This window comes from Stecheria intestinalis (genome assembly GCF_009696165.1).
GTDB lineage: Bacteria > Bacillota_I > Bacilli_A > Erysipelotrichales > Erysipelotrichaceae > Bulleidia > Bulleidia intestinalis.
Window position 1 is genome coordinate 159,536 of record NZ_VUMN01000001.1, and the last position, 15,927, is coordinate 175,462.

Here is a 15,927-nt window from a genome sequence, read left to right on the forward strand (position 1 = left end):
TTTGCGGGGAAAGAGGAACCGCAGGGAATTTGAAAGAAAACCTGTATAATACGGGATAGAGGAGGCCTGACAGAATGATTGACCTGATCAGAATCCGCGTGAAGGCAGGCGACGGCGGCAAGGGCTGCGTTGCCTGGAGACATGAGAAATTCTATGCCAACGGCGGCCCGTTCGGCGGCGACGGCGGCAAAGGCGGAAACGTCTATATTGAAGTAGATACCAATGAGACTACCCTGACAAAACTGCGTTATACGAAATCGGTGAAAGCAGGAAATGGTGCCCCTGGTCTCATCAAGAAGATGCATGGTGCAGATGGCGATGATGTGATCATCAAAGTACCGCTTGGCACGATGGTGCGCAATGCGAAGAATGGCGATCTGATGGCCGATCTCGTGAAGCCTCATCAGATCGTGCTCATTGCCAAAGGCGGAAAAGGCGGTCTTGGCAATGCACATTTCGCAACGGCCAGAAATGATGCACCGGAATATGCCCAGCCTGGCGAAACCGGCCAGAGCTTCGAGCTTCAGCTGGAACTGAGACTTCTGGCAGATGCGGGCCTGATCGGATTTCCTTCGGTCGGAAAGTCCACGTTCTTATCTGTTGTGACAGCAGCCCGTCCGCAGATTGCCGCATACCCTTTCACAACGCTGGAGCCGAATATCGGAGTCGTGAATCTGAAAGACGGCAGATCTTTCGTCCTGGCAGATATGCCGGGTCTGATTGAAGGTGCTGCCGAAGGGAAGGGACTCGGCGACGAGTTCCTGAGGCATATCCGCCGCTGCCGGGTGCTGATTCATGTGCTTGACATGAGCGGCGAGGAGCGTGATCCGCTGGAGGATTACGTGATCATTAACCAGGAACTTGCGTCCTATGATGGGGAGCTTGCAAAGAGGCCGCAGATCATCGTTGCCAACAAGATGGATGCTGAAGGGGCTTCTGAGAACCTGAAGAAGTTCAAGGCAGCTCATCCGGATCTGAAGATCTATGAGACGAGCACGATGAAGCATGAAGGTCTGGATGCGGTGCTCTATGCAGCGATGGATGCGATCTCTGAAGCAAGAAAAGAGGAAGCGGAGAACACGCCGAAAGAAGAAGTCGTCGTATATCGCTATACTCCGAAACGTCCGGACTTCGAGATCATCAATCTCGGCAACCGGAAGTGGAAAGTGCAGAGCGACCAAGTCGACCGGCTGGCTGATACGGTGGATTTCAACAAAGAAGAAGATACCTATGCCTTTGCTGCGACGCTGCAGAAGATGGGCATTGATAAAGCGCTCAGAGATGCTGGTGCCGAGAATGGCGACCAGGTCATCGTCGGCAGCTATATCATGGACTTCAGAGATTAGGAGAACGCATGATCGCATTCATTGACGGAATCATCGACAGCTACAATGCCGACAGCATCGTATTGAATCATGACGGCATGGGCTGGCAGATCTTTTATCCTCATATCGATCAGATTCATCTGAATGAGGAGGTGAAAGTCTATACCTATCTGCATTACACCGAACAGGAACTGAGCCTGTTCGGCTTTTCCAGCCGCGAGGAGAAAGAACTGTTCCTGCGCCTGATCAAGGTCAAGGGACTCGGACCCCGCACGGCTATGAACATGCTGGCAAAGAAGGACTATGCTTCAATCATCAAGGCGATTGAAACCGGCAATGTTGCAGAACTGAAGAAGCTGCCCGGCATCGGCGCCAAGACTGCCAGCCAGATCGTGCTCGATCTCAAGGGCAAGCTTGTGCCTGCGGAAACGAAGAAATCTCCGGATAGGGGAGCAGCGATGCCGCTGCCGATTCAGGAAGCCTGCGAAGGACTTGCGAACTTCGGCTTCCGTCCGAATGAGATCAGCGCCGCCGCGGATTATATGTCCAAGGAACCGGGAAAGACGACGGAGGAATATCTCCGCATCGGCCTGCAGTTCCTGCGGAAGAATCGCTGAGGAGGTCACGCATGTCTGAAGAAACCGAACGCCTGATGTCTGCGGAAGCAGAAGCAGGCGAGGAAGAAGAAAGCATCCGCCCGAAAACCCTGGACGAATATATCGGCCAGGATGATCTGAAGAAGAATCTCAAGGTATTCATCCAGGCGGCCCTGCAGCGCAATGAGTCGCTGGACCATGTGCTGCTTTATGGTCCGCCGGGACTTGGCAAGACGACGCTTGCGTATATTCTCGCTAATGAGATGCATACCCATGTTGTCACGGCTAGCGGCCCGAGCATTGTCAAAGGCGGGGATCTTGCCTCGATCCTGTCGGTGCTGGAACCTGGCGATGTGCTGTTCATCGATGAGATTCATCGACTGCCCAAGCCCGTCGAGGAAATCCTGTATCCGGCCATGGAAGACTTCTGCATCGATGTCATGGTCGGCGGAGGCGAAGGTGCCTCGAGAAGCGTGCGGCTGGATCTGCCGCCGTTCACGCTCGTCGGGGCCACGACAAGAGCCGGCGATCTGAGCGCACCGCTCCGGGATCGCTTCGGCATCGTGTCAAAGCTTGACTATTACACGAACGAGCAGCTCGGCCAGATCATCCGCCGTTCAGCGAGAGTCTTCAATGTCGACATTGAAGACGCCGCCGTTTCGGAAATTGCCCGCCGTTCCAGAGGAACGCCCCGCATTGCCAATCGTCTGCTGAGACGGATCCGCGACTTTGCGCAGGTGCTGAACAATGGCGTCATCTCCGAACAGATCGCCCAGGAGTCTCTTGATCGGCTCCATATCGACACGCTCGGTCTCGATGAAGTGGATATCCGCTATCTCCGCGGCATCATCGAACGTTTCCATGGCGGTCCGGTCGGACTGGAAGCACTGGCCAATTCCATCAGCGAAGAGACCACGACGCTTGAAGATGTCTATGAACCGTATCTGATTCAGATCGGCTTCATCAACCGCACGTCAAGAGGCCGTCAGGCAACCGAAAAAGCCTATCAGCACCTCGGCATCAGAATGTCAGGCCAGCAGGAAACCTTATTCTAGACCGGCACAGCCATACGGTCCTTCAGGGATGCATTCAGCATCCCTTTATAGTCTCTGCTTTTCAGCCAGTTCTTCGCATCTTCTTTTGAGAACATCAGCGGCATGCGGTCATGAATCTCTTTCTGGTATCCGGCAGCCGCTTCGGTCAGGATCACGAACCGCCAGCCGTCTGCTTCTCTGCGGCAGAAGGCGCCGAGATATGCCATGCCTTCTCTGCTGGTGATGTAATACTTCTGCCGGGGGTTCTTCGTCCATTCATAGTATCCGGAAGCCGGAATGATGCACCGGGAAGAACCGGCAAAGAACATGGAAGAATCTGCGGTTTCCGATCTGCCGTTGATGATGAGCTTTCCTTTTCCCGGATAGCCCCAGGTCATCGTGCATACCCGGAATTTCATCTGTGATGGATCATATATTTCCGAGAGCACCGTCTGGCCGGGGAACACTTCGGAAAGCGAAAGCTTCCGGAACTTTGGCTCCGGCATCTGCTGCTTCACGGTGTCGATCATCCTGCGCAGTTCTTCATTGCGCTGATCATAGAACTGATATCTTCCACACATACGTTCAGTTTACAGCAGACCTCAAACAGAAGTGCATCCGGAACCCGGGATTGAAGGGAAAAATACGTTAGGATAAAATGAGCACATGCAGAAAAAGAATCCCCGCAGCCAGCTTGGCCGCATGAAGCGCAGATATTTTGCGGCTGTGCTGTTCTTATATCTCGGATTATTTGCGATCGGGTATCTCCTGGTCGATATCGTGTTCATGATTCTGGAAGTCTBCCCTTATGCATATCTGGCTGCAGTGATCGTGCTGCTGCTGGCAGATGAGAAACTTACCTCTCACATCATCAATCAGGACATGAAAGAACGCTGGTTCCGCGAAGACTTTCTCGTGCCGGACAATGGTGCAGAAGACATAGAGCCAAGAAAGCCAGGCACTCCCCGGGAAGAACCTGAAACTCGCATGCTGAGAGAGATGGAGAAGAAGAACGGCATTGATGATACTGCCCTGATGCCGGCAGTTTCTGAGCAGGAGAAAACTGCAGCTGAAGAAAAGAAGAAACGGCAGAAACCGAAGAAGCGGAAGAAGACACCGGAGAAGAAACCAGCCGAACAGAAACCTGCTGAGGTTCAGGAGTCCATTGATCTTTCTCAAGTGACCCTGATCACGCCGGAAGAATTCGCAGCAGAGGAAGAGGCAAAGCAGAAAGCCGCCGAGCAGAAGGCGCTGGCAGAACGGCTGGCCGTGCTGAAAGCAGAAAACGAAGCGCTGGAACAAGAAGAAACGGTACCTTCTGAAAAACAAATTGAAAAGCGCAGGAGGCACAGGTATAATACAGGCAGCAAAGAGCGGAACAAGTAGGTTCTTCCGCCGCATGGAAAGCGAGCTTCCGGGGGATGAGAAGGAAGTGCATGCAGGAAGAGGCGAAGTCATCCGGGAGCTGTTTCTCTGAAATGCGTCAGTAAGAGAAACCGGGATATGCACGTTACGCAGTTCGAGAAGCAAGCAAGGTGGTACCACGCAGACGTCAGCGTCCTTCAGTTGAGGGACGCTTTATTTATGTTCGGAGGATTTAGTATGAAAGAGAATCTCGCACCGAAGTACGACCACAAGGCAGTGGAGGAAGGAAAGTATGATCACTGGGTGAAGGAAGGATACTTCACCGCCGGTGACAAGTCGAAAGACCCGTTCACGATCGTGATCCCGCCTCCCAATGTGACCGGCATCCTGCATATCGGCCATGCCTGGGACAACACGCTCCAGGACATCATTGCCCGCTACAAGCGCATGCAGGGCTATGACATGCTCTATCTGCCGGGCATGGATCATGCCGGCATCGCAACCCAGGCAAAAGTAGATGAACGCCTGAAGTCCGAAGGCGTTTCCCGCTACGACATCGGCCGGGAGAAGTTCCTGGAAAGAGCTTGGGAATGGAAAGAAGAATATGCGTCCACCATCCGCAAGCAGTGGGCAAAGCTGGGCAACAGCCTGGACTACAGCCGTGAGCGTTTCACGATGGATGAAGGTTTCAACAAAGCAGTCCGCCATGTGTTCGTGACCCTGTACAACGAAGGTCTGATCTACCGCGGCTGGCGGATCATCAACTGGGATCCGGAAGCCCGCACTGCCCTCAGCAACATCGAGGTCTACTATCAGGATGATCCCGGCAAGATGTACTACATGCGCTACAAGGTCGTTGAGACCGGCGAGGAATTCCATGTTGCGACCACCCGTCCGGAGACGATGTTCGGCGATGTGTGCGTCGTCGTGAACCCGAACGACAAGCGCTACCAGCACCTGATCGGAAAGCATACGATCAACCCGGCAAACGGACAGGAACTGCCGATCATCGGCGATGATTATATCGACATGGACTTCGGCACCGCCATCATGAAGTGCACGCCTGCCCATGATCCGAATGACTTCGCAATTGCGGAACGCCACAATCTTCCGAAGCCTATCTGCATGAATCCGGACGGCACGATGAATGAACTCTGCGGCGAATTCAAGGGCATGGACCGCTATGCGGCAAGAACTGCCGTCATCGAGAAGATCAGAAGAGAAGGAAACCTGATCAAGATCGAAGACATCATGCATAATGTCGGCCATTCCGAGCGCACGCATTGCGTTGTCGAGCCGTATCTGTCTCAGCAGTGGTTCGTGAAGATGAAGCCGCTCGCCGATGACGTGCTGAAGAATCAGCAGGATCCGGACCAGAAGATCAGCTTCTATCCGGAACGCTTCGAGAAGGTCTTTACGCAATGGCTCGAGAACATCGAAGATTGGTGCATCTCCCGTCAGCTCTGGTGGGGCCACCGCATCCCTGCATGGTATAACAAGCAGACTGGCGAAACGTATGTCGGCGAAGAAGATCCGAAGGATCCGGAGAACTGGACCCAGGATGAAGATGTGCTCGATACCTGGTTCTCGAGTGCACTCTGGCCATTCGCTACCCTGGGATGGCCGGAAGATACGCCGGACTATGAACGCTATTATCCGACCAGCACGATGGTCACCGGCTATGACATCATCTTCTTCTGGGTTGCCCGCATGGCCTTCCAGGCCCGCCACTTCACGAAGCAGCGTCCGTTCAAGGACGTTCTGATCCATGGTCTGATCCGCGACAGCCAGGGCAGAAAGATGTCAAAGTCGCTCGGCAACGGAATTGATCCGATGAAAGTCATCGATCAGTACGGGGTCGATTCGCTGCGCTTCTTCCTGACCACAAACAGCACGCCTGGCCAGGATATGCGCTATATCCCGGAGAAAGTCGAAGCTGCCTGGAACTTCATCAACAAGATCTGGAACGCTTCCCGCTTCGTGCTGATGAATCTGCCGGAAGGCATGACGATGGAAGACATCGATCTCAGCAATCTCAGTGCTTCTGATGCATGGATCCTGAACAAGCTGAATCTGGTGCTGTTGCATGTCACCGAGAACATGGAGAAGTATGAATTCGCCCTGGTCGGAAATGAGCTGTACAGCTTTGTCTGGGACGACTTCTGCAGCTGGTACATCGAGATGTCCAAAGCATCGCTGTCCAGCGAGGATGAGCATGTCCGCAAGGCAGCTCAGAGCACGCTGCTCGTGACGCTGAATGCGATTGTCCGTCTACTGCATCCATTTATGCCATTTGTGACCGAAGAGATCTATCTGAAGATGCCGCATGAGAAAGAAAGCATCTGCCTGGAATCCTGGCCGAAGCCGATCCGCGATCTTCCGGAGAGCAATCTTGCATCGATGGACCGCATCATCTCGATTATCGCGAAGATACGTGAGATCAAGACTGCCAGCGATCTCAAGCCGTCGGCACATCTCGATGTCATGATCCGCGATCTCGATGGCAATGTGATTCCGGTCGATGCCAACCAGGCAGCGATGATGGAACGCATGGCAAAGACGACCTGGGTGGAATCCCTGAGCGGCGATCTGTCCGTGCAGACGGTTCCGAATGGTTCCTTCTATATTCCGAGTTCCGAACTCCTGGATCCGGAAAAGGAGAAGGCAAAGCTCAATGCCGAAGTGAAGCGCCTGGAAGGGGAGCTGAAGCGTTCTGCCGGAATCCTGTCGAATGCAGGATTCCTTGCCAAAGCTCCGAAAGAGAAAGTGGAACTCGAGCAGAAGAAGCAGGCCGACTACGAAAAGCAGCTTGCGCTTGTCAAGGAACGTCTCGCTGCGCTGAATTCCTGAAAGCTGTGTTATACTGACGAAAGAAATCCAGTTTCTATCATCGGAGGTTTGCAAGAACATGAGCAGAAATGAGAAGAAGAACGATCATCCGGTCCTGAAGACCATCGGCGCAGCTGCGGCGGTCGGGACGGCAGCCTATGCCGGAACCGCCTACTACATCTTCCGGGAAGCATTCGACCTGGGCCATTCCCGCTACAAGCTGCCTGGCAATTCCATCAGTCCGGACCAGACGGAGCAGGGAGAGAACACGAAGTTCCTGGAGTCCGCAAAACGCAGTGATGACACAATTCAGAGCTATGACGGCGTGACGCTCCATGCGATGCGTCTGACCACGCATCCGGAAAGTCACAAGTGGATGATCTTCGCACACGGCTATCATTCCTGTGCTAAGGATATGCTTTCCTATGCAGAGAAAGCATCCGGGAAGGGATACAACCTGATGATGCCGGACAGCAGAGGCTGCGGTCTTTCTGGAGGAACCTATACAGGGCTCGGCTGGCCGGAGCATTATGATCTGATCAGCTGGATCGGCTATCTCACCAGCTTCGATCCGGAAGCACAGATCGTGCTGTTCGGAGTTTCCATGGGGGCTTCTTCCGTCATGAACGCGGCTGGCGATTATCTGCCGGACAACGTGAAGTGTGCGATTGAAGACAGCGGCTATTCCGATCTCAAGGAAGAACTCATTTATGCGACTGATCAGGGCATGAAGATCCCATCCAGACCGTTCATGCCGTGCGTTGATTTCTATGTGAAGCAGTTCCTGCATTTCTCGTTCTATGATATCGACACGAAGCGTCAGCTCAGAGCGGCACATGTGCCGATGCTGTTCCTGCATGGCGAGATGGATCAGGCGGTTCCGCCGCAGATGGTTCATGAATGCTACAGCGCCTGCGGATCGGAGAAAGAGATTCATACGTTCCCGTGCGGACATGCCGAAGCATTCCGTCAGCCGGAGTACTGGGAAACTGTCTGGAATTTCGTCGATCGTTTCATTCCTGAATAATCGTGAGGGCAGAAATGCCCTCTTTCTTATGCCGGCAGAGCGGCAATTCATGCATGCATGGTTACCGGAACACGGAATCAGATGCCTGAAGGGAATCTGAAATCACTGTGAACGCATACAGAAATCGCTCTCATTGCCTTGTTTATTAAATTCACATGTTTTATAATCACAACTGTGAAATCAATAGTTTTCATACTTTAAAGGGAGGCTTTATGGCTGTTAAGAAGTACGTCTACAAGTTTTCAGAAGGCAACGGAAAGATGCGTGAGCTCCTCGGCGGCAAAGGTGCGAACCTTGCTGAGATGAGCAACATCGGTCTGCCGGTTCCGTCCGGATTCACGATCACGACGGAAGCCTGCATTCAGTATTATCACGACAACGAGACCATCGCTCCGGAGATCCAGAAGCAGATCGACAAGTATACTGCATGGCTCCAGAAGACGACTGGCAAGAAGCTGGGCGACAAGAAGAACCCGCTGCTCGTTTCGGTCCGTTCCGGTGCGCGTGCATCCATGCCTGGCATGATGGATACGATTCTGAACCTGGGCATGAATGATGAAGTCGTTCAGGTCGTTGAAGAGAAGACTCAGAACAAGCGTTTCGCTTATGACTCCTACCGCCGTTTCATCCAGATGTTCGGCGATGTCGTCATGGGCCTCAGCAAGGCTAAGTTCGAAGAGCTGATTGATGCCATGAAGGAAAAGAAGGGCGTCAAGCAGGATGTCGAGCTCGATGCGGATGATATGGTTGAACTCACCAAGGAGTTCAAGGAATTCTACAAGAAGAACCTGGGAGAAGATTTCCCGCAGGATCCGATCGTTCAGCTGAACCGTGCCATCATGGCAGTGTTCCGTTCCTGGAACAATGAGCGTGCAATCTACTACCGCCGCATGAACGATATCCCGGATGACTGGGGAACTGCAGTTTCCGTCATGGAAATGGTATTCGGGAACATGGGCAATGACTGCGGCACTGGTGTCGCATTCTCCCGCAATCCTGCAACTGGCGAGAACAAGCTGTTCGGTGAGTTCCTGATGAACGCACAGGGCGAAGACGTCGTTGCTGGTGTCCGCACTCCGGAGCCGATCGATCATCTGAAGAAAACGATGCCGGCTGCTTACAAGGAATTCGCAAGAATCTCCAAGCTGCTCGAGCATCATTATCATGATCTGCAGGATATGGAGTTCACGATTGAACATGGCAAGCTGTTCATGCTGCAGTGCCGCAACGGCAAGCGTACTGCCAATGCTGCTCTGAAGATCGCAGTTGACATGGTCAACGAGAAGCTCATCACGAAGGATGAAGCTCTGCTCATGGTAGAGCCGAAGCAACTCGATGACCTGCTGCATCCGACGTTTGATAAAGCAGATCTCAAGAATAAGGCAAAGGATGTCATTGCCAAGGGCCTCGCTGCTGCTCCGGGCGCTGGCTGCGGCGCAATCGTGTTTACCGCCAAGGAAGCAGAAGAGCAGGCAGCTGCTGGCAAGAAGGTTGTCCTCGTCCGTCTTGAAACTTCTCCGGAAGATATCGCCGGGATGCACGTCTCCCAGGCAATCGTCACTGTCCGCGGCGGCATGACCAGCCACGCTGCAGTCGTTGCCCGCGGCATGGGTGCATGCTGCGTATCCGGATGCGGTGACATCAAGGTTGATGAAGAGAACAAGCAGTTCACGGTCAATGGGGAAGTCTTCAAGGAAGGCGACATCATCTCCGTCGATGGCAATACGGGTCTCGTATACCGCGGTGAAGTCAAGAGTGTTCCGGCTACGATTTCCGGAAACTTCGCGAAGTTCATGAAGTGGGCGGATGAGCGCCGCACAATGAAGATCCGCACGAATGCTGATACTCCGGAAGATGCTGCAAGAGCAGTTGAGTTCGGTGCAGAAGGTGTTGGCCTTGTCCGTACGGAGCACATGTTCTTCAACTCCAAGGAGCGTATCGAAGCAATCCGCATGCTCTGTGTATCCACGACTCCGGAACAGCGCAAGAAGGCACTGGATCTCCTCGAGCCGTATCAGACGGAAGACTTCGAAGGAATCTTCGAAGCGATGAAGGGCCGCAGCGTCACTGTACGTCTGCTTGATCCGCCTCTGCATGAATTCCTGCCGCAGACTCCGGAAGCAATCAAGGAAGTCGCTGACAAGATGGGCATCACAGTCGAAGACGTTCAGGCAGCTGACGTTGCTCTCAAGGAATTCAACCCGATGATGGGCCACCGCGGATGCCGTCTGGATGTCACTTATCCGGAAATCGGCGTCATGCAGACAAGAGCAATCATCAACGCTGCCATTGCCATCAACAAGAAGCATCGCACATGGCACCTGGAGCCGGAAATCATGGTTCCGCTGGTCGGCGAGAAGAAAGAACTTGATTATGTAGCTGACATCATCCGCAAGACTGCTGATGAGACGATCGCTGCTGCCAAGGTCAAGATGAACTATCACATCGGCACGATGATCGAAGTTCCGCGCGGCGCTATCAATGCCGGCGAACTTGCTGAGACCGCTGAGTTCTTCTCCTTCGGAACAAACGATCTGACCCAGATGACCTTCGGCTTCTCCCGAGATGATGCTGGCAAGTTCCTCAAGGATTACTATGACAAGCACATCTATGAAAGCGATCCGTTCGCTCACATCGATGTGAATGGGGTCGGCAAGCTGGTCCGCTGGGCTGCTGAACATGGCCGTGCTACTCGCCCGGATATCCATCTGGGTGTCTGCGGTGAACATGGCGGTGATCCGGTTTCCATCCAGTTCTTCCAGACACTGAACCTGGACTATGTATCCTGCTCTCCGTACCGTGTCCCGCTGGCTCGTCTGGCTGCTGCACAGGCTGCGATCCGCGTCGACGCTGCCAAGAAGGCTGAGAAGGCTGCAGCAAAGCCTGCTAAGAAGGCTGTGAGGAAGACCGCAGCGAAGAAGGCCACGGCGAAGAAGACTGCTGGCAAGAAGCCTGCCGCAAAGAAGACTGCAGCGAAGAAGACTGCTGCTAAGAAGACGGCAGCGAAGAAGACCGCTGGCAGAAAGTCCGGCCGCAAGGCAAAGTAATCACTCTGATTCTATGAAGGCTGAGAAGCTTCTGATGTTTCGGACATCATGAGGCTTCCGGCCTTTTTTCTTGTTTGGGGCGAGCTTGATTTTGCAGGTCTGATTTCGTATATTGGAGATAGTAAGCAGCCATGCATCTGTTCTGCATGCATGGCAAAGGAGCAATTCATGGAACAATACATTATGGCCATTGACCAGGGAACTACCAGTTCTCGGGCGGTACTCTTCGATCATGAAAGCAGGATCATTTCCAGTGCCCAGAAGGAATTCACGCAGTACTTCCGGCATCCCGGATGGGTCGAGCATGATGCTAATGAAATCTGGCTGTCAGTCCTTTCAGTTATGGCAAGCTGCCTGCAGAAATCCGGCATTCAGCCCTCTCAGGTCGCCGGTATCGGCATTACAAATCAGCGTGAAACGACTGTCATCTGGAATAAGGAAACTGGTCTTCCCATCTGCAATGCCATCGTCTGGCAGTCGCGCCAGACGGCAGACATCTGCGATTCCCTGAAGAAACAGGGATATGAAGAACTGTTCCGTTCGAAGACCGGACTTCGCATCGATCCGTATTTCTCCGCGACGAAGATCCGCTNGATGCTTGATCAGGTGCCAGGGGCACAGAAACTTGCCGAACAGGGGAAACTGTATGCCGGAACCATTGATTCCTGGCTGATCTACTGCCTGTCTGGCATGAAAGCACATGTCACGGATTATTCCAATGCCAGCCGCACCTTGCTTTATAACATCTTCGAGAAGAGGTGGGATGAAGAACTGTGTCAGATTCTGAATATCCCGATGGAGATGCTGCCGGAGGTCAAGGACAGCAGCGGCGTATTCGCAGTGACGGCACCGTATCATTTCTTCGGTCAGGAAGTTCCGATTGCCGGGGTCGCAGGCGATCAGCAGGCCGCCCTGTTCGGCCAGAACTGCTTTGAAGAAGGAAGCGTCAAGAATACCTACGGAACCGGATGCTTCTTATTGATGAATACCGGATCCGTTCCGCACCGCAGCGAACATGGGCTCGTCACGACGATTGCCTGGGGCTATCAGGGAGAGATTACATATGCCCTCGAAGGATCGGTATTCGTTGCCGGTTCTGCGATTCAGTGGTTAAGAGATCAGATGGAGTTTTTCGAGAAATCTTCTCAGTCGGAAGAACTTGCTCAGGCTGCTTCGAAGAATTCCGGCGTCATCCTTGTGCCGGCATTTGTCGGACTCGGTGCTCCGTACTGGGATGACCGCTGCCGTGGTGCATTGTTCGGCATCACGAGAGGAACGACAAAGGCCGATATCACGAAAGCAACTCTGGAATCTCTCGCTTATCAGACCAGAGACGTGCTGGATTCCATGGAACATGACTGCGGCCGGAAGATCCCGTATCTGAAGGTCGACGGCGGCGCCAGTGCGAACAACTACCTGATGCAGTTCCAGAGTGATCTCTTGCAGTGCGAAGTGCAGCGGCCTGGCAATATTGAGACGACTGCCATGGGAGCTGCTCATCTGGCGGGACTTGGCGTCGGGTTCTGGAAGAGTCCGGAAGAGCTGACGGCAGAATCGAAGAAGAACCGCATGGTTTATTCGCCGCAGATGACCGCAAAAGAGTCGGAGCATCTGTATGCTCGCTGGCAGAAAGCGGTTCAGGCTGCCAGGATGTTTCCGGCAGAAGATTGACAGATTCTGAGACTCGCTGTATAACAAAGTCACAAATGCGATGAACAGGACAACAGTTCTGAGCGCTCGGATCAGAAAGGTTTCCGGCTGATGAGAGGAAACTGAGGAGCACAGAATTTACCGCCTGGGAGCAGGTCCTCAATCGGATCCCGCTATCCTGCGTTAAAGGGTTAATGAGGAGTCCGGAGAAAGTCCGGGAAACAAGGTGGTACCGCGCTCGTTCAGCGTCCTTCGTATGAGGGACGCTTTTCTTTTATAAAGGAGATTACGATGATCAATTTCAAGGAAGATGAGAAACTCCATGTTCTCAATCACAGCTGTGCCCATCTGATGGCACAGGCCGTGAAGCATCTGTATCCGCAGGCAAAGTTCTGGGTCGGACCGGTAGTCGAAGAAGGATTCTATTATGATATGGACCTCGGCGATGACGTGATCCGCGATGAAGATCTGCCGAGAATCGAGAAAGAGATGAAGAAGCTTGCCAAGGATGGCAAGAAGATTGTACGTCATGAAATCACGAAGGCGGAAGCTCTCGAGATGTTCAAGGATGATCCGTACAAGCTCGATCTGATCAATCGCATGGATGAGAACGAGCAGGTCATCTCCTGCTATACGCAGGGAGATTACACCGATCTCTGCCGCGGCCCGCATGTCGACAATACGAAGATGTGCCGCTATTTCAAGCTTCTGAAGCATTCCGGTGCATACTGGAAGGGCGATGAGCATAACAAGGTTCTGCAGAGAATCTACGGCGTCTGCTTCCCGACTCAGGAAGAACTGGATGCGTATCTGGCAGAACTCGAAGATGCGAAAGCAAGAGATCACCGCAAGCTTGGCAAGGAACTGCAGATGTTCATGTTCTCGGATGTGGTCGGTGCGGGTCTGCCGATGTATCTGCCGAATGGCTTCACGGTCCGCAGAATTCTGTCCGATTACATCATGGACAAGGAACTCGATCAGGGCTATATCCATGTCATGACGCCGTCTGTTGCCAACGTCAAGCTGTATAAGATCTCCGGCCACTGGGATCATTACAAGGATGATATGTTCCCGGCCATGCAGGATCGCAGAGACCCGGATAATGCATATGTGCTTCGTCCGATGAACTGCCCGGAGCATATGATGATCTACAAGAACACTCTGCATTCCTACCGCGATCTGCCAGTCAGAATCGCTGAGATTGCAAATGACTTCCGCTTCGAGGCATCCGGGGCCCTGACGGGCATCGAGAGGGCTCGTGCCTTCACACAGAATGATTCTCATATCTTCTGCCGCCCGGACCAGATTGGTTCTGAGATCAAGGCAGTGACAAAGCTGATTCTTGATGTCTACAAAGACTTCGGCTTCAAGGAATACAGCTTCCGCCTGTCCCTCAGAGATCTGGACAATGCTGCCAAGTACTTCGGCAATGATGAGCTCTGGGAGCGCAGCGAGACGGAACTGCGCGAAGTGCTGAAGGAGATGGGCGTCAAGTACTATGAAGCCAAGGGCGAAGCAGCCTTCTACGGACCGAAGATCGATGTTCAGGTCCGCAGTGCCATCGGCCATGATGTGACGCTTTCCACGATCCAGCTCGACTATCAGCTTCCGGAGCGGTTCGAACTCGAATATGTCGACAGCGATGGCACGAAGAAGCGTCCGGTCGTCATTCACCGTGCAATTCTCGGTTCCCTCGATCGTTTCATTGCCTTCCTGCTTGAAGAGACGAAGGGTGTTCTTCCGCTCTGGCTGGCCCCGAAGCAGGTCGTGATTCTTCCGGTTTCCGGAGAGTCTGAGAGCCAGCTGAAGTATGCCGAAGAGATTGAACGTCAGCTCAAGGCAAGAGGCATGCGTGTTTCCGTCGATTCCCGCAACGAGAAGCTTGGCTACCGTGTCCGCGAAGCACAGACGAGCAAGATTCCGGTTGAGATCGTGGTCGGCGAAGGCGAAGTCAATGACCATGCAGTAACCGTACGCCGCTATGGTTCCAAGGATGCGGTGAAGATGAGCTTCGATGAATTCTGCAGCAAAGCTGCGGAAGAGATTGCTTCGAAAGGACTTTGATCCGCATGGCAGAAGCTAATCGCATCGCTGTGATCGCGATTATCGTCGAGGACCGCGACTGCGTTTCCCGGCTGAATGAAATCCTGCATGAATACGGCGACTGCATCATCGGCCGCATGGGTATTCCGTATCCGAAGAAGAATCTTTCGCTGATCAGCGTAGCAGTGGATGCGCCGAATGACCGCATTTCCGCACTGACCGGAAAGCTGGGAGCGATCGAAGGTCTGACCGTCCGCACCGCATATTCCAAATCCTGATTCAATTGACTGAAGGTGTCTCTTTCCAGGAGCACCTTTTTTCTATGCATGCATGAGTGCAAAGACTCAGAACGTCCCCTGCTAAGATTGTGAAATATTCTGAATGTCTGCAAAATCTCCTCTCAGGTGTATGGTATTCAAAATCAGATTTAAGTATAATAATCACAGGTGCTTCAGAATCTGAAAAATGCACACTGAATCATCATCAGATTCCGAAAAGAAGGGAGTGTCCAGAATAATGGAACGTTTGAATCAGGAGAGCCTGAAAGCAATCGATCAGATCGTCGAGCGTCATCGCGGCGAGCCGGGACCGGCCATCGTCATGCTGCATGAAGTGCAGGATTCCCTAGGGTATATCCCGTTTGAGGCGATGGAGAAAATCGCTGCGGCCACGAATCAGAGTGTTGCCGACATCTACGGGGTTGTATGTTTCTATGCACAGTTCACCACTCAGCCGAAAGGCAAGCATGTCATCAATGTATGCCTCGGTACTGCATGCTATGTCAAGGGAAGCCAGGCGCTGATTGATGAAGCGATGAAGCTGACGGGAGCTGCGATCAACAAGACTTCGGAAGACGGGATGTTCTCACTTGATGCGACCAGGTGCTTAGGTGCGTGCGGCCTTGCTCCGGTATGCGTGATTGACGGAAAGACCATCGGGCAGTGCACGATTGCTCGGCTGGACGAAGAAGTCGGCAGGATCCGTTCTGCGGAATCTGCTGCCTGAGGAAAC

At 53.1% G+C, this 15,927-nt stretch carries 12 protein-coding genes; 11 read left to right on the forward strand and 1 reads right to left on the reverse strand.

What is annotated here, in order from left to right:
- The first annotated feature begins 74 nt into the window (after positions 1-74).
- The 3 genes from obgE to ruvB are packed head-to-tail and all read left to right on the forward strand — an operon-like array spanning position 75 to position 2,976.
- Positions 75-1,346, forward strand: coding sequence for a GTPase ObgE (obgE, locus tag FYJ51_RS00780; protein WP_154502174.1), 1,272 nt, complete (start codon positions 75-77; stop codon positions 1,344-1,346).
- A gap of 8 nt (positions 1,347-1,354) precedes the next feature.
- Positions 1,355-1,942 (forward strand): Holliday junction branch migration protein RuvA, encoded by a 588-nt coding sequence (ruvA, locus tag FYJ51_RS00785; protein ID WP_105303710.1) that lies wholly within the window; start codon positions 1,355-1,357, stop codon positions 1,940-1,942.
- Positions 1,943-1,953: 11 nt separating this feature from the next.
- Complete coding sequence (gene ruvB, locus FYJ51_RS00790) at positions 1,954-2,976, forward strand: Holliday junction branch migration DNA helicase RuvB (RefSeq protein WP_105303711.1); 1,023 nt, start codon at positions 1,954-1,956, stop codon at positions 2,974-2,976.
- On the opposite strand, the gene FYJ51_RS00795 is transcribed toward ruvB, so the two are convergent.
- Positions 2,973-3,536, reverse strand: a complete 564-nt coding sequence (locus FYJ51_RS00795; protein WP_154502177.1) for an SOS response-associated peptidase family protein — start codon at positions 3,534-3,536, stop codon at positions 2,973-2,975. The genes ruvB and FYJ51_RS00795 overlap by 4 nt on opposite strands.
- Positions 3,537-3,621: 85 nt before the next feature.
- Between FYJ51_RS00795 and FYJ51_RS00800 the strand changes: the two genes are divergently transcribed.
- The 8 genes from FYJ51_RS00800 (at position 3,622) to FYJ51_RS00835 (ending at position 15,921) form a co-directional block, all read left to right on the forward strand.
- Positions 3,622-4,341: a hypothetical protein gene (locus FYJ51_RS00800; RefSeq protein WP_154502180.1), complete on the forward strand. Its 720-nt coding sequence runs from the start codon at positions 3,622-3,624 to the stop codon at positions 4,339-4,341.
- Between the two features lie 216 nt (positions 4,342-4,557).
- The gene (locus FYJ51_RS00805; RefSeq protein ID WP_154502183.1) at positions 4,558-7,170 is read left to right on the forward strand and encodes a valine--tRNA ligase; all 2,613 of its coding nucleotides are present in this window, start codon (positions 4,558-4,560) and stop codon (positions 7,168-7,170) included.
- Positions 7,171-7,228: 58 nt separating this feature from the next.
- Positions 7,229-8,176 carry an alpha/beta hydrolase gene (locus tag FYJ51_RS00810; protein WP_105303716.1) on the forward strand — a complete coding sequence of 316 codons (948 nt, stop codon included), beginning with the start codon at positions 7,229-7,231 and terminating at the stop codon, positions 8,174-8,176.
- A gap of 212 nt (positions 8,177-8,388) precedes the next feature.
- Positions 8,389-11,223 (forward strand): pyruvate, phosphate dikinase, encoded by a 2,835-nt coding sequence (gene ppdK / locus FYJ51_RS00815; protein WP_154502186.1) that lies wholly within the window; start codon positions 8,389-8,391, stop codon positions 11,221-11,223.
- Between the two features lie 168 nt (positions 11,224-11,391).
- Positions 11,392-12,894 (forward strand): glycerol kinase GlpK, encoded by a 1,503-nt coding sequence (glpK, locus tag FYJ51_RS00820; RefSeq protein ID WP_154502189.1) that lies wholly within the window; start codon positions 11,392-11,394, stop codon positions 12,892-12,894.
- Positions 12,895-13,164: 270 nt separating this feature from the next.
- Complete coding sequence (gene thrS, locus FYJ51_RS00825) at positions 13,165-14,937, forward strand: threonine--tRNA ligase (protein ID WP_154502192.1); 1,773 nt, start codon at positions 13,165-13,167, stop codon at positions 14,935-14,937.
- Positions 14,938-14,942: 5 nt separating this feature from the next.
- On the forward strand, positions 14,943-15,194 hold the full coding sequence (locus FYJ51_RS00830; protein WP_154502195.1) for a TM1266 family iron-only hydrogenase system putative regulator: 252 nt from the start codon (positions 14,943-14,945) through the stop codon (positions 15,192-15,194).
- A gap of 238 nt (positions 15,195-15,432) precedes the next feature.
- Positions 15,433-15,921 (forward strand): NADH-quinone oxidoreductase subunit NuoE family protein, encoded by a 489-nt coding sequence (locus tag FYJ51_RS00835; RefSeq protein WP_105303720.1) that lies wholly within the window; start codon positions 15,433-15,435, stop codon positions 15,919-15,921.
- The last annotated feature ends 6 nt before the right edge of the window (positions 15,922-15,927 follow it).